Genomic DNA, 14,516 nt, shown 5'->3' with positions numbered 1-14,516 from the left:
TCAGGTGGCTCTCAACCACGCCAATCGTGGCTCTGAACGACACGATCCGTGATCTGGGCAGGTGGCTCTGAAGCGCACGACAGGTGGCTCCCTTGGAAGCCAGTATTCACATGGGCACCATGGAAGTTTGAATGGGATCTGAATAGCGAAAGGACACCCCTGATAAGCATCGCCGCACGCACTCGCACAGTGCACGTTATTTGACCGTTCAGGGGATGTGCAGCGGTTTGTGCAGGCGAGTACTGACATTCGTGCAGACGAGTATTGAAAATGACATCCCAAAAATCGGTTTTGCCAGTGCTAGGCTGTGTCAGAACTCGACTACGAAAACTACGGGGCCGCTCTTGGTCAAAACTCCGTGGGTGACGGTTTTTGAATGACGGAGGTGGACTGGTTTGGCTACGTTGATGGGTTACGCCCGAGTGAGCACTACTGAGCAGTCGGTGGACTTGCAGTTGGATGCGTTGAACGCTGCCGGGTGCTTCCGGATCTGGACAGATTTCGCGTCCGGTGCGACGGCGGAACGGCCGCAGTGGCAGGACTGCCTGGACCACCTCCAGCCGGGGAACATCCTGGTGGTCAACGATTTATCCCGGCTCGGCAGAAACACGGCTGACCTGGCCGGCATCGTGAAGACGCTGGCCGACCGGCATATTGGCCTCCGGTCACTGACGGAGACCTGGCTGGACACCACTACGTCCCAGGGCGTGCTGATGTTTCACTTCTTCTCCGCCATCGCCGAGTACGAGCGGAACCGGCTGCGTGAACGGACCATGGCCGGCCTTGCAGCGGCGAAAGCCCGCGGCCGCGTCGGCGGCCGACCGACCAAAATGACGCCGGACAAGGCAGCCACCGCGCACCGGATGCGTGGCGAGAGGCGGACGATCAGCGCCATCGCCAAGACCATCGAGGTCAGTGAAGCCACCGTGGTGCGTGAGCTCGCACGGCAGCGGAAGAGCCTGCAGGTACCGCAGGAGTAGTGGTGCGGCTGTTAATCCCTCGGTGCCTTCGCTAGCGTGGAGGCAAACGGAGGGGGACGGCGCACATGGCACCGAGGAAATCTAAGAACCACATTGAGGGTCAGCTGAGTCTGGAGTCTTTGTGGGCCGAACCGGAAGAGGTAGTCAATGAACGAGCACGGCAGACACGCCATGGAAACTATGAAGAATCACGATCCGGAGAGCTTCGCGCAGATAGCGGACCCCGAGACGCACTTTTCGACTTTGGGCAGGGAGATCCAGGAAGCGATCGTGGCTCTGAGCGCAGAGCTGATACCCATGCGCGGCCAGGAAGAGCCAATGGAGTTCATCGGGATGGTGAACATGGCCAAGCTGCGGGCACGCGAGATGGTGTATCAGGAGATGATCTACGCCAGCCTTCCCGCGGAGCCGGAGGAGATGGAGCCGACCTACGGGGCCCAGGAGGACGAGGAAAGCTAGGGGCCGAACCTCAGCCGGAGCCGGCAGCGGTTGCGACGGCTGGACAGTTCCGCCCAGCATCCCAGACGGACCTTGCGCCATCGGGACAGAAAGCCCGCTTCGCTGCAAACATTGAAGCAATCCGCATCGTCCGGGAGTTGGAGGACCAGCAGAGGCCGGCCACCGAGGGAGAGCAGCGTTCCCTGGCGCGGTGGTCCAGCTGGGGAGCTGTGCCTCAGCTGTTCGATAAGGCCGAATGGGCGGCCGAGCGCGCCCAGCTGCAGGACGTCCTGAGTGAGCGCGAGTATGCCGCAGCGTCGCGGACCACGACGAACGCGTATTACACCGACGCCGCCCTGGTAAAGGAAATCTGGTCCGCCGTTGACCGGCTCGGCTTCACCGGGGGAGAGGTGCTGGAACCCGGATCCGGCGCTGGAACATTCATCGGATTCGCCCCGGAAGGCGCCCGGATGACCGGCGTGGAGCTTGATCCGCTGACAGCCTCAATTTCCCGAGGCCTGTACCCCGACGCGACGATCCGCAGCGAGTCCTTCGCGGACACCCCCATCAAGACCAATTCCTTTGACCTCGCCGTCGGCAACGTCCCGTTCAGCAAGAACACGCTTTACGACAAGACCCACAACGCCGACTCCCGGCACTCCATGCACAACCACTTCATCCTCAAGAGCCTGGCCGCCGTGAAACCCGGCGGATACGTCGCCGTGCTGACCTCCAGCTTCACCATGGACGCAACCAACCCCACCTCAAGGCGGGAGATGAGCGCCATGGCGGACCTGGTGGGAGCCGTGCGCCTGCCCACCGGCGCCCACCGCCGCGCAGCGGGCACCGAAGCACTCACTGACCTGCTGCTGCTGCGCAAGCGCGAGCCGGGCCGGGAGCCTGCCAACACGGACTGGGAAAAGGTCGGGCCAGTCATCATCGACGGCCGCAACGTGAAGATCAACAACTACTTTGACCTGAACCCGCAAAACGTCCTCGGGCAGATCACCGTTGGGAACGGCATGTACGGCGAGGAAACCGTCAGCGTCAAAGCCGACGACCTCGCTGCTGTCCCGCAGCTACTCGCCCAGCGGCTCGACGCCGTGGTGCAGGAAGCACTGGACCGAGGCCTGAACCACGCCCCTGCCGAGCCGGCCCCGGGAAAAACCCCAGCAGCGCTGCTGCCGTCCACCGGGCAGGAATGGGACGGCACCATCACCGCCCAACCCGACGGAACCTTCACCATCACCCGCATCGGGGAACAAGAAGAACTCCCCGTGCCCAAGAAGCATGCTGCAGAGATGCGGGACCTGCTGGGGCTGCGCGACGGTGCACGGTCGCTGTTGGAAATGGAAGCATCGGACAACGAGGACACCCCCGAGCTGGAAGCCCTGCGGGCTAGTCTGACCGCCCGCTATGCCACCTATGTGGGCAAGTACGGGCCAGTGAACCGCTACACCGAATCGGTTCGCACGGACAAAGAGACCGGCGATGACATTGTCACCCGTCGCATAGCGCCTGCATTCCGGCTGCTGATGTCCGAGGACCCTTTCGGGGCGCTTCCCGGTGCTCTGGAAAAATTCAATGACGAAACGCAGACGGCGACACCGGCTGGCCTGCTTCAGCACCGGCAGGTGGTGGCCCGCAAGCCACTCATGGGTGCGGACACCGTTGACGAAGCCCTTGCCATCGCCCTGGACACCTACGGCGCCCCGGAGCTGGAACAGATCGCGGACCTGCTGGGCGTCATGGCAGAGGAAGCCCGCGAGCAGCTGGGCACGCTCGTGTTCGATGACCCGGAAACCGGCAAGCTCGTCACCGCCCCGGAATACCTGTCCGGGAACGTCCGGACCAAGCTCGACGCTGCCCGCGCTGCGGCGGCCGAGGACGAGCGCTTGAGCGTGAACGTCACCGCGCTGGAGGAAGTCCAGCCGCCGCGGGTCGGCATGGAAGACGTCGAGGCGCGCATCGGTGCGGTCTGGATCTCCCCCGAGGAACACCAACGCTTCGTCCAGGACATCCTGGCCGATCCCCACGCCAGCGTGACCAGCGTCGGCAGCGGCATCTGGCGGGTCAAAGCCAACCGGGGAACAGTCCGGTCCACGAACGAGTGGGGAACGGGCCGCCGGCCCGCCCCGGACCTGCTGCAAAGCATCCTGGAACAAAAGAGCATTCAGGTCGAGGACAAGAACGAGGACGGCAAACCCGTCGCCAACCTCGAAGAAACCGAAGCGGCCCAGGAAAAGGCCGAGGCCCTGCAGGAACGCTTCGCCGAGTGGGTCTGGGAAGACCCCGAACGCGCCAGCCGCCTCATTGACGAATACAACCGCCGCTTCAACTCCCTGGCCCTGCGCGACTACACCAAGGAAGGCGGCCGGCTGACCCTTCCTGGGCTGGCCAAGTCCTTCACCCCGCACCCGCACCAGCGCACCGCCGTCGCGCGCATCATCTCCGAACCGGCCGTGGGCCTCTTCCACGAAGTCGGGGCCGGCAAGACCGCCGAAATGGTGATTGGAGCGATGGAACTCAAGCGCCTGGGCATGGCCTCCAAGCCCATGGTTGTCGTCCCGAACCACATGCTGGAGCAGTTCACCCGCGAGTGGCTGGAACTGTACCCGCAGGCCCGCCTGCTCTCGGCCGGCAGTGATGACATCAAGAGCAAGAGCGGGGACCTGGCTGCGCGCCGGCAGTTCGTCGCCCGCGCCGCAGCGAACGACTGGGACGGCATCATCATGACCCAGCAGGCCTTCAAGAGCATCGGTGTGAAAGCCGAAACCATCCAGGCCTACCAGGAGTCGATCATCGCCGACGTCCGGCAGACCATCGTCAACGCCCAGGCCGAAGGCGAAGACCGGACCACGGTGAAGAAGCTTGAAACAAAGCTCCAGGCCGAAGAAGAGCGCATGAAGAAGCTCATGGACACCGCGCCGGACCTTGGACTGACATTCGAGGACACCGGGGTGGACTACCTGTTCGTGGACGAAGCCCACGACTACAAGAACCTCCGCACGGTCACCAACATCAAGGGCGCAGAAATCGCGGGCTCCATCCGGGCCACCGACATGCACCTGAAGCTCGAATACCTGCGCAGCACCCACGGGGAACGCGTCGTTACGATGGCGACCGGCACACCGATTGCCAACTCCATCACCGAAGCCCACGTCATGCAGCGCTACCTGCGCCCGGACCTGCTCCAGGCTTCGGGTGTGGAGAACTTTGACGTCTGGGGAGCGACATTCGGGGAAACCGTCACCGCCATCGAGATGGACGCCGGAGGCCGGTTGAAGAACAAGCCGCGCTTCGCGAAGTTCAAGAACGTCCCCGAGATGCTGCGGTCCTTCCACGTCTTCGCGGACGTGAAGCTCGCCGAAGACCTGACCTACCTCAAAAAACCGGACCTCGCCCGCCGCCCCGGCGACGGGGAACGGCAGCCGGAACTGGTGCTGATCCCGCAGCCGCCCGAACTGGCCGAATACATGAAGGGCCTTGCGGACCGGCTGGACTCCCTCTCCGGCTGGGCTGAGAAGGGCGCGGACAACGCCCTCAGTGTCTACAACGACGGCCGCAAAGCCGCGCTGGACCTGCGTATGGTCGGCATCGAACCCGACTCCGGGACGAAGCTGGACCAGGTGGTCGCCAATACCCTGAAAGTCTGGGAGGAGAACCGGGACAACGAGTACGAAACCAGCTTCGAATCCGGGATCCCTTCGGCCAACAAGGGGGCGCTGCAGATCATCTTCTGCGACCTCAGCACGCCCTCCAAGAACACTGGTTCCGACGGCAAACCGGTCTGGACCGCCTACCAGCAGATCAAGGACCAGCTCGTTGCCGGCGGCATCCAGACAGATCAGATCCGGTTCATCCAGGACGCGCCCAAGCCCGAGCAGAAAGCCCAGCTGTTCGCCCAATGCCGTACCGGGGAGGTGGCCGTGCTGATCGGCTCCACCGCCATGATGGGAACCGGCGCCAACGTCCAGCTCCGCGCCAAAGCGATCCACCACGTCACGTGTCCCTGGCGGCCGGCTGACCTGACCCAGCGCGACGGGCGCATCATCCGTCAACGGAACGCCAACGCGGAGGTCCACAACTTCCAGTACGCAACCGTCGGCAGTTACGACAGTGCCGCCTGGGATGGGATCCAGCGCAAGGCCACCATGATCCAGCAGGTCCTTCGCGGACGACTCGATATCCGCGAGATCGAGGACGTTGGAGATCTCGCCCTCAACGCCGCACAGATCAAGGCAGCGACCAGCGGCAACCCGCTGGTGATGGAGAAGATCGAGGCCGACGCCGCCCGGACCAAACTCGAACGACTCAAACGCGCCCACGAGAAAGGACAGAGCACACTCTCCTGGACCAGGGCCGCGGCCGAAACCAGCATCACCAGAGCCGAAAGCAAGCTGCCCGCATTGCAGGCCGCTCTCCCGCGCATCACCCCGACCGCCGGGGAGGCCTTCACCGCGACCATCGACGGCAAGAGCTACACCAAACGTCCGGAGGCCGTTGCGGCTATCCCTGAATGGGTCCGTACCCACACACCGGAGTACGGAAACTACTACCGCCAAAAACAGGACTACGGCACCCTGGCCATTCTCGGCGGCCACGAGCTGCAGGTCCGAAACGCGGCCGACGACTCCCGGCTCGGCTCCTACCAGGACCTCGCCATCACCATCAAAGACGTGCCCGCACCACCGCTTGTCTTCACCCGCACGGAGCTGCTGGAAGGAAGCCCCGGCATCATCACCCGGCTGGAGAACAAAGTGTCCGGGCTGCCCGACTACGAGACCCAGCTGCGTCAGACCATCTCCGAGAAACAGGCGGTGCTCTCCGACGTCGAGAGCCAGGCGGGGAAACCGTTCAAATACGAAGACAAACTCGTTACCGCCCGTACGAAGTGTGCGGAACTGGACGAGAAACTGACGGCATCCATCGACCCGCCCAAGCCAGCACGGGCAGCAGAGGCTTCAACGTCGGAGGAGGACGTGAACCCGGCACTTGCACGACAGCGCAGACTGCATGCCGTCAGCTTCCCGACTGCACCCAGTCCCACCCGACCAGCAGCGCCGACAGCACCCCAGGCACCTTCAACCCATCACCCCCGCCACGAAAGAAGCGGCGGACTGGAACGATAGGGCGCCCCCGCCGGTCATGTTTCTGCCGGGGACCACGGATGATTCGAATCCGGGTGGCTGGCCAGCAAGAGGACAGCTCGCGAGATGTCATCGACGATGGGACCCGAGGTCCGGCAAGCGCTCCGCAGGAGTAGATAAGACCCAGGGCAGGGCCGGCACGTCAGTGCCGGCCCTGCCTTCGTCAAACCCCGGACCGGCGGCCGCTCCGGAGAGCCCCCCTTCGCGGACGGGCCCCCTAGGCCAGGCGGCGATGCCACGTCGGGCAGTGGCGGCGCAGACAGTAGTAGGAGTAGTATTCCTACTACTCCTACTACTTGAAGGGTCGCCGCCGTGACGTTGAGTGTAAAAGACCGAGTGTTCGCTGCCGCCGAGCAGATCAGTGCCGAGCGACGGCCGACCGTGTCGACGGTCCGGGCTGCGGCGGGCGTGAGCAACGCCGATGCCACCCGCTACCTGAAGGAATGGACGGAGGAGAAGCAGGCCGCCGGGGGCCAGCTCGCCGCAGCGCCGGCCGCACTGCTGGAACAGGCCGCACGCCTGGCCGGGGCCTGCTGGGCCGAAGCTTCGCAGCTGGCCGACGAGCGCCATGCCGGCATCCAAACGGCCTGGGCGCAGGAGAAGAAGGACCTGAACCTGGAGATCGCCGAACTCGTCGCTGACCTGGACAAAGTAAGTGCCGAGAAAGATTCTGCCGTCACAGAACTTACGGCCAGGATCACCGCGCTGGAGGCCCAGCTGGCGGCGACGGGGGAGCAGCTCGCCCTGGCCCAGACCGCAGCGCAGGATGCTACCCGGGAATCCTCAGCTTCTCTCACCCGGCTGGCAGCCGCCGAGGCACGTACGAGCACCCTGCAGGAAGCACACGATGCCCTGCTGCAACGCATTACACCGCAGACCACACCGGAGGCGAAGCAGGGCAAGGGCGAGGAAGCCTGAGCCCGGCCCCGGGCGCAGGAGATCCTGAAGCCGGGTCACTCCACCGCGGTCTGCTCGGTCCTGAGCTCACCGGCGGCGATCCTCGCCGCAGTCTGCTCGTACGCAGCCTCGATGTAGGACTCGAGATCGACCCGCCCGACGCGCCACAGGCCGCGGCCCCCGACCTGGAAACCATGGAGTTCCCCGGACCGGAGCATGGCACGGATCTGAGTCTGTGACACGTTCAGTTCCTCCGCGGTTTGCTCGATGGTCAGGAAGCGATGCTGGCTGCCCGGGGTTTCGGTCACGGGCGGCTGCGGGTCACAATCCGGGACACTGCTGCCCGGATTGGGCGGACGATAATGAAGAGCGGTGCCACTCGTCCCGGCCAACATTTCGCGTGCGCCCGCACCGGCCCCGAACCAGCCCGTCAAGGGCTTCGCCCCGGCCGCACCGAGCCAGCCGGTCAAGGGTGTTGCCCCTGTGGAGAACCCTGTGATCGACGGTGTTCCCGCTGAGGTCCCCGTGGAGGGCCCGACGGAGGTTCCGGCACCCGGGAATGCTCCGACGGTGGCCCCGGCCGCGGCCACCCCGATTGCCACGGTCAGTGTCACGCCGTCGACGTCCCAGAGTCCGTCGGCGACGTCCTCGGCTCAACCGATCCAGGGCACTCAGGCGTCGAACACCATGAGTCCCGGACCGTTCCTCGCGGGGGTCCTTGCGGTCCTTGTTGTCAGTGTTGCTGCCTGGTACTGGCGCCGGCGCCGGAAATCGGGCGTGGAGCGCTGACGGCTACCCGTCAACAGGAGGAGTACGAATGGCCGTCACGAAAACGTGACGGCCATTCGTGTATCCGGGTGCAGTTCGTCGCGTTGTGCGTCTCTTTCGAAGCTGAGACAGCCCGGCCACATGTGGTGGTGGGACGGGGACGGCTGCGTTGATCCGGGGGAAGGATCCTGGTGGTGCTGTACCGACGTGATGGGAGGCTGTGCAGGGTCGCCGGTGACCGTGGGTGAGGTGCGCCCCCGTGGTGACCTGGCGATGGTGTGCAGCCGGTCAGCTGGGTCCCGTCGTCCACGGGTGTGCGGGAAAAGCCCGAAGGAAATTGCTTTTGCCGTGCCCAGGTGGGCGAGGGGTTACTGTCCGGAACCACCAGTGGCCGGTGTGGACTCCGGTGTGGCCTTCCGGCCTCGCGGGCGTCCACCGGCCTTCTTGGTCGGGGCATCCAAACCGAAACCGCGCAGGTCCGATTCGGTCCAGTCTGCGCGCAACGCTGTCTGGTAGTCCTTGGCGTACTTTTGTTCGGCTGCAGCGAGCGTTTGGGCAGCTTCCTGGACCTCGACGCTGCTGGCGGCGGCAGTCTTTACGGCGTTGACTTTAGTGTCCCTGGCGGCGTCAATCTTGGCGGCGGCTCTAGCGGCAATGTCGTTGATATCCATACCCAAACCCTACCGGCCACCACAGCCCATGCGAAAGCGGGTTTTCGGGGAAGACACATCCAAGGCGGAAAAACCACCAAAGAAAATCGTACGGAGCAAGCTATACACTTACACGGGTGTAAGTGGCCTGTCGCGCTCGACACTGGCGGTCGTGTGCGGCACACTGGTCAGTGTGGTCCCCGGGTTTGGGGTCGCTGCGCTGGGCCTTTGAAGGGATGGATTGAATGTCGGATGAGGGATTCACTCATCGTTTCAATCTGTCGCGCCGGCGTCGGGAGAACACTCCGGCCGGTACGAAGAAGCGCCGTGATCTGTGGGTCACTGTTGAAGAGGAAGCCGCGCTTGTCGCGAGGGCAGAACGTGAGAAGATGACCGTCCCGAACCTGCTGATTACCTCGGCTTTGTCCGAGACGCAGGAGACGACAACAGAACGCCGTGCCGCTATCGCAGAACTGATGTCCCTGCACAACCTGCTGGCGCGTTCCTCCAACAACATTAACCAGCTCGCACGACAGGCCAATGCCACGGGCGAGTTCCCGGCAGAGGCGCACGAAGCGTTGAAGCACCTGCGGTCAGTGGCCATGCGTATTGACCGCACCATTGAGGGGCTGATGTAGGGATGATCCCGAACATCACCCGCGGTTCACGCATGGGCGGCCTCATGGTTTACCTGGCGTCGACGGACGCCAACACGACCAAGAACGCGCACTCCGATCCGCACCTGGTAGCAGGCGACGCTGCGATCATGGCGTGGTACGACGACGGTGTGCTGGACCGTGACGATGCGCTTGCTATTGCCAAGCATCTTGACCAGCCGCGCAGGGCATATGACGTATCGGTTCAGATCAAGGACATGCAGTGGGACGCGGCCAAGAAGGAGCGCGTTCACGTCGGCTACAAGGACGCCAGTGTGTGGCACTGCTCGCTGAGCCTGCGCGCCGAAGAGGGCGCCCTGACGGATCAGCAGTGGGGCGACATCGCCAACGATTTCGTGGACTCCATGGGATTCACCGAAAGCAGCGGAAAGGCCCGCTGCCGATGGGTTGCGGTCAACCACGGCACGAGTGAGAACGGCAACCACCACATCCACCTGGCCGTGTCCCTGGTCCGCGAAGACGGAACCAAGGCATCGACCCACGGGGACTACAAAAGGGCCCAACAGACCTGCCGGGAGCTGGAGGTCAAATACGGGCTGGAACAGCTCTCCACCGTGCACTCCACCCGAGGCTACGACCGGGCCGAGAAAGCCATTGCCGTCCGGGACGAACGGGAAATGCACCGGTCATCCCTGGCACGCAAAGTCCGCGCCAGCGCCAGCGCCTCCGCGACCGAAGGGGAGTTCGTCCGGCGTGCCCGCGACACCGGGATGCTGGTCCGGCCCCGCTACGCCAAGAACACGACCGACGTCATCGTCGGCTACTCCGTAGCGGAGCGCCCCAAGCAGGGCGAGAGGCCTATCTGGTTCGGCGGCGGCACCCTCGCCGCCGACCTGAAGCTCGGTGCGCTGCGTGAAGAGTGGATGGACTCACCGCACCTTGCAACAGAGGCGGCAGCGGAGTGGAACGCGGCAGCCCGCAACAGGCGCACCGTGTCCAAGACCGGCCCCGAGAACGGAACACCCCCGGCGGAAATGTGGGTGGAGTACACCCGGAACGCGACCGCGCTGGCGGATCAGCTGCGCACCATTCCGCGGGATGATCACGCGACCTGGGCTAAGGCAGCGAGGGAAGTATCAGGGGCGTTCGCGGCATGGTCCTACCGGCTCGAACCGACGCCGGGTCCGCTGGCGGCCACCGCCGCTGAACTGTCCCGCACCGCCCAGCTCCGGGCGCCACGGCAACACAGCAAACCCGTCGCCCTGCCGTCCATTGCCGGCGCTGCCATGTTGTTCATGGCCGCGTCCAGCAAGAGCAAGACGGCCGCCCAATCGGCGCTCATGCTGCAGCTGATCAACACCGCCTTCGCCGTCTATGAAATGCATCAGCAGTCCGGACGGACCCGTGAGGCGCAACGCATCCGGGCCGTGGTCGAGCAACAGCTGGCCCCGTTCACCGGCACCATGCCCAAGGCCGTGCTGGTGGGTGCGGAACAGCAGTCGCCTACGGAAGCAGCAGTGCAGCCCAGGGCAATCGACATCGCCCGGCGCGGCATGGTCCCCATCCGCCCGGGATCAGCAGTGCCCTCAACGCCGACACCGGCCAAGACATACCAGCCAAGCCGACGCGATTCCGGGCCGGGCCTGGACCGATAAGACTCACACCACTAGTGCAAGGGGAACACGATGAGTGAATCAGATGGAATGGATGACGTTGTGGACGGCGGGCTGCGGCAGTCGCTGATGATCGCCTCACGCATTGCAGAGACCCTGGCACGTCGCCGGCAGGAATCCCAGCGGCAGCAGGAACACCAAGACGCCCAGGTGGCGCACGAAGCGCAGGCACGTCTCGCCGCCGAACGCAGCGCCGCCCACGCAGCGCTGGCGCCCGTGGAGAAGGACCAGTGGTGGGACAACGCCCAGCCGAAGGACATTGCCACGGCACACGCCGTCGCTGAAGGCTGGAAAGACCACGACCCCACCGCACTGGCGGCCTCAGAAAAGATCCGTCAGGAAGTGCTCACGCGCTACGGCATCGACACCCACGACGTCGGCACCGACGCCGCTTACTTGGAGTCAGGGATCCAGACCGCTACCACCGAGAAAACCCGGCAGGACGAGCTGGCCCGCAGCCAGGAAGAAACACGGAAGGCCGCCGCCGAACACGAGAAGGCCATGCAGCTCCTCGCCGCGGCCCGCGCCGAAGAACTCCGCGCACAGGCCGCCGAGCTGGCCCCGGAAATGGAGCGCCACCAGGTACCCGTCGAGTACCTTGCCAACCCCGAGCTGGCCCACGCATTGCAGATCGCTCACAGCGCCAAGACCCCCAAGGCATTGGCGGCAGCCGACGCCACAGTGCAGGAACGCATATTCCTCATCGGCAAGGACGGCATCAACGGTCCCGACCTTGACCAACTGCGCAAGGAGACCACCGCAAACATCAACGGCGCCGGTGACTCGCACTTCGAGGATCCCGCGTTCGTCAAAGCCGCCAAGGAGATGCACGAGGCCAAGCTTTTGGCCGATGGCGGTTTCAAGGGCTCCGAGCGGACAACGGCGGAGCAGCGGTACGAACAAGCCGAAAAGGAACTCTTCGCCCGCATGGAAAGCGTCGGCCGGGAAATTGAGAACCGCGTCACCGGCAACGACAGCAGCCGGCTCAAAGACCAAGGCCTCAAAGCGGAGAGCACGTCGGCCGCCGACTACGGCTCAGCCGAACACCACGAAAAGTTCGCTGAGACCCTTGCGAATACTGGCGCCAACGAAAACCAGATACGAGGACGCCTCGCCGCAGCCCGCAGCGAGGGCACACATCCCAGCGCAGCAGTGACCACGGGCAAGGGCGCAGCGAAGGCCCGAAAATCCCGCACGGGGGCAACAGTGGGCGCTGAACGAGGCAAGAACGGCCTAAGACGCTAACCAAGGCTCCGAGCGACTTGGTCAAAGAGGGGGAAAACGCCAGATGACGTTCTCGCCCTCTTTGACAGTGTCCGCTCTAGGTCTGCGGGTCTTCCTGCTTAGGAAAAAACGTCGAACTTATCCAAGTCACAGGTTTCGACATCCAAGTCGCAACTTTCGATTCTCTGGTCTGGGCGTAGTACCAGCCTGCCCAAGCGACACCGAAGAGGGCCACTATGAAGCCCAGGCCCAGGATGATCATTGCTGCAGGAAAATTCCCAGCCTTAAGCCAAGCGAAGATCAGGCCCAGGAAGGATGCAAGAAATCCGAGCACGAAGCTGGCAAAGTCTACTTTCTCTTTCGGTGACCATGTTCCGCATTCCGCAGTTTCTGTCACTTCTTTCTTATAGTGCTTTGCATGTGCGGCCTCAGCCTCCGCGCTCTTGTTGAGAGCATCCAGCAGAGTTTTGAAGAAAGTAATCAGCGATATCACTGCCACTGCCCACACTATTGTCTGATCCATAATTCCCCATTTCATCTGGTTGCCGTACCGATGCTAGCTCGGCCTCCTCCCGCCCGCTGAATAGCCAATGCGCGTTGGAGAGGCAGGTATCTGTAATCGCGGCCGTGTCAGGCGTCCGTAGCCGGTACCTCGTGGTCGAATCTGATGCCGGTCGACAGAAAGGGGAGAACGCCAGGTAACATTCTCCCCTTTTTCAAAACACCAGGTCTTCAGGCCTGCAGGGTTCCCACGTCAGGGAACCAGCCCGCCCGGACCTTCTTCGGTTCCAGATGTTTCCGCTGGCCGTCGCCGCGTTGGAGAACGCAGTCCGGGCTCGCCGTCCGGTGCATTCGGATCGCGGCTTCCCAGTTCCGGTCACGCCGGTTCGTCTAATTACTCCGGCATCACGACTCACCGGATCGATGGGCAGGGTCGAGTCGTTCTCTAGGATGGAACCCATGACCGAACCGCGTGACCTTGCCCTCCCCACCGGCTACACCGACCTCCTGGGCGAGCTCAAGATCAGGGTCCGGGCCGCACGGACCACGGCACTGCGGACCGTCAACACCCAGCTGATCGAGCTGTACTGGTCCATCGGCCGTACCATCCTGGAACGCCAGGCCATCGACGGCTGGGGGAGCGGAGTCATCGGCAGGCTGGCCGAGGACCTGGGGGCCGAGTTCCCTGATATGACCGGCCTGTCACGGTCCAACCTGCAGTACATGCGCAGCTTCGCGGAGGCCTGGCCCGCGTTCGACGCAAATGTCCCACAGCCTGTGGGACATTTGCCCTGGGGCCACATCCGCACCATTCTGGACAAAGGACTGGAGCCGGAGGCACGGGACTGGTACGCCGCAGCGGCCGTGGAGTACGGCTGGTCCCGGAATGTGCTCATGAACATGATCATGAACAAGACCCTGGAACGCACCGGGGCGGCGCCGTCGAACTTTGTGCAACACCTAGTTGCGCCGGACTCGGAACTCGCCCAGCAGATTGCCAAAGACCCCTACAACTTTGAATTCCTCGGCCTGTCCGGCGAAGTCGCCGAACGCGAGCTGGAGAACGCCCTGACCAGCAGGATCACGGAGACACTCCGCGAGCTCGGGCCCGGATTCTCCTTCGTCGGCCGGCAGGTCCACTTCGACGTCGACGGAGACGACTTTTACGTGGACCTGCTCTTCTTCCACATCGAGCAATCCCGTTACGTCGTTATCGAACTCAAGACCGGCAAGTTCCAGCCCGAATACGCCGGCAAGCTCAACTTCTACGTCGCCCTCGTCGACGACGTACTTCGGCGCGGCCACCATAACGAAACCATCGGAATCCTCATCTGCGGCACCAAAAACGACCGCAGCGTCCGGTACAGCCTCGGACGCTCCACCTCACCGATGGCAGTCGCCGCCTACACCTACGACAAGCTCCCACCGGCGGAACAACAAGCACTCCCCAATGAAGGACACATCGTCGCAGCGCTGGAATGGGCTGAACCCACCGCGAACGACGACTCCGCCTGAGGGAATGCCTAACGTTCGAAGTCATATCAAGCCGGCGTCCCGTCCCGCTGAAGGGGAATACCGAAGCCATGGTGTAGGTTGCAGTTCGATCCGGCAATAACGT

Annotated in this window: 12 protein-coding genes; 9 read left to right on the top strand and 3 right to left on the bottom strand. The window is 63.8% G+C overall.

Annotated features, from left to right (window positions below; translation table 11 throughout):
* The first annotated feature begins 407 nt into the window (after positions 1–407).
* The 4 genes from ACZYX4_RS15565 to ACZYX4_RS15550 all read left to right on the top strand — a co-directional run bounded on the left by ACZYX4_RS15565 (position 408) and on the right by ACZYX4_RS15550 (position 7,486).
* Positions 408–980 (top strand): recombinase family protein, encoded by a 573-nt coding sequence (locus ACZYX4_RS15565; protein ID WP_463877491.1) that lies wholly within the window; start codon positions 408–410, stop codon positions 978–980.
* 180 nt (positions 981–1,160) lie between these two features.
* Positions 1,161–1,439, top strand: coding sequence for a hypothetical protein (locus ACZYX4_RS15560; RefSeq protein WP_463877488.1), 279 nt, complete (start codon positions 1,161–1,163; stop codon positions 1,437–1,439).
* A 209-nt stretch (positions 1,440–1,648) separates the two neighbouring features.
* A complete protein-coding gene (locus ACZYX4_RS15555) occupies positions 1,649–6,550 on the top strand; it encodes a helicase (RefSeq protein WP_463877485.1) in 4,902 nt (1,633 codons plus the stop codon).
* Positions 6,551–6,880: 330 nt separating this feature from the next.
* The gene (locus ACZYX4_RS15550) at positions 6,881–7,486 is read left to right on the top strand and encodes a DNA-binding protein (protein WP_463877484.1); all 606 of its coding nucleotides are present in this window, start codon (positions 6,881–6,883) and stop codon (positions 7,484–7,486) included.
* A gap of 35 nt (positions 7,487–7,521) precedes the next feature.
* Here ACZYX4_RS15550 and ACZYX4_RS15545 read toward each other — a convergent pair whose 3' ends face one another.
* On the bottom strand, positions 7,522–7,860 hold the full coding sequence (locus ACZYX4_RS15545; RefSeq protein WP_463877497.1) for a helix-turn-helix domain-containing protein: 339 nt from the start codon (positions 7,858–7,860) through the stop codon (positions 7,522–7,524).
* Here ACZYX4_RS15545 and ACZYX4_RS15540 point away from each other — a divergent pair.
* The gene (locus ACZYX4_RS15540; protein WP_463877499.1) at positions 7,838–8,254 is read left to right on the top strand and encodes a hypothetical protein; all 417 of its coding nucleotides are present in this window, start codon (positions 7,838–7,840) and stop codon (positions 8,252–8,254) included. The two genes, ACZYX4_RS15545 and ACZYX4_RS15540, sit on opposite strands and share 23 nt — an antisense overlap.
* Positions 8,255–8,601: 347 nt before the next feature.
* Here the strand turns inward: ACZYX4_RS15540 and ACZYX4_RS15535 are convergent, their stop codons facing one another.
* On the bottom strand, positions 8,602–8,904 hold the full coding sequence (locus ACZYX4_RS15535; RefSeq protein ID WP_463877481.1) for a hypothetical protein: 303 nt from the start codon (positions 8,902–8,904) through the stop codon (positions 8,602–8,604).
* A 224-nt stretch (positions 8,905–9,128) separates the two neighbouring features.
* Between ACZYX4_RS15535 and mobC the strand changes: the two genes are divergently transcribed.
* Genes mobC through ACZYX4_RS15520 form a run of 3 tightly spaced genes read left to right on the top strand, consistent with a single transcriptional unit; the run spans position 9,129 to position 12,418 of the window.
* Entirely contained in the window at positions 9,129–9,521 is a 393-nt protein-coding gene (mobC, locus tag ACZYX4_RS15530; protein WP_463877478.1) for a plasmid mobilization relaxosome protein MobC, read from the top strand.
* A 2-nt stretch (positions 9,522–9,523) separates the two neighbouring features.
* Complete coding sequence (locus ACZYX4_RS15525) at positions 9,524–11,155, top strand: relaxase/mobilization nuclease domain-containing protein (RefSeq protein ID WP_463877476.1); 1,632 nt, start codon at positions 9,524–9,526, stop codon at positions 11,153–11,155.
* Positions 11,156–11,185: 30 nt separating this feature from the next.
* On the top strand, positions 11,186–12,418 hold the full coding sequence (locus ACZYX4_RS15520) for a hypothetical protein (protein ID WP_463877473.1): 1,233 nt from the start codon (positions 11,186–11,188) through the stop codon (positions 12,416–12,418).
* A 76-nt stretch (positions 12,419–12,494) separates the two neighbouring features.
* On the opposite strand, the gene ACZYX4_RS15515 is transcribed toward ACZYX4_RS15520, so the two are convergent.
* Positions 12,495–12,935, bottom strand: a complete 441-nt coding sequence (locus tag ACZYX4_RS15515; protein WP_463877471.1) for a hypothetical protein — start codon at positions 12,933–12,935, stop codon at positions 12,495–12,497.
* 422 nt (positions 12,936–13,357) lie between these two features.
* Between ACZYX4_RS15515 and ACZYX4_RS15510 the strand changes: the two genes are divergently transcribed.
* Entirely contained in the window at positions 13,358–14,413 is a 1,056-nt protein-coding gene (locus ACZYX4_RS15510) for a PDDEXK nuclease domain-containing protein (RefSeq protein WP_463877469.1), read from the top strand.
* Positions 14,414–14,516 lie beyond the last annotated feature (103 nt).

This window comes from Pseudarthrobacter leeuwenhoeki (genome assembly GCF_055412885.1).
The sequence above is the reverse complement of the archived record's forward strand: the minus strand, read 5'-3'. Positions and strand labels throughout refer to the sequence as shown.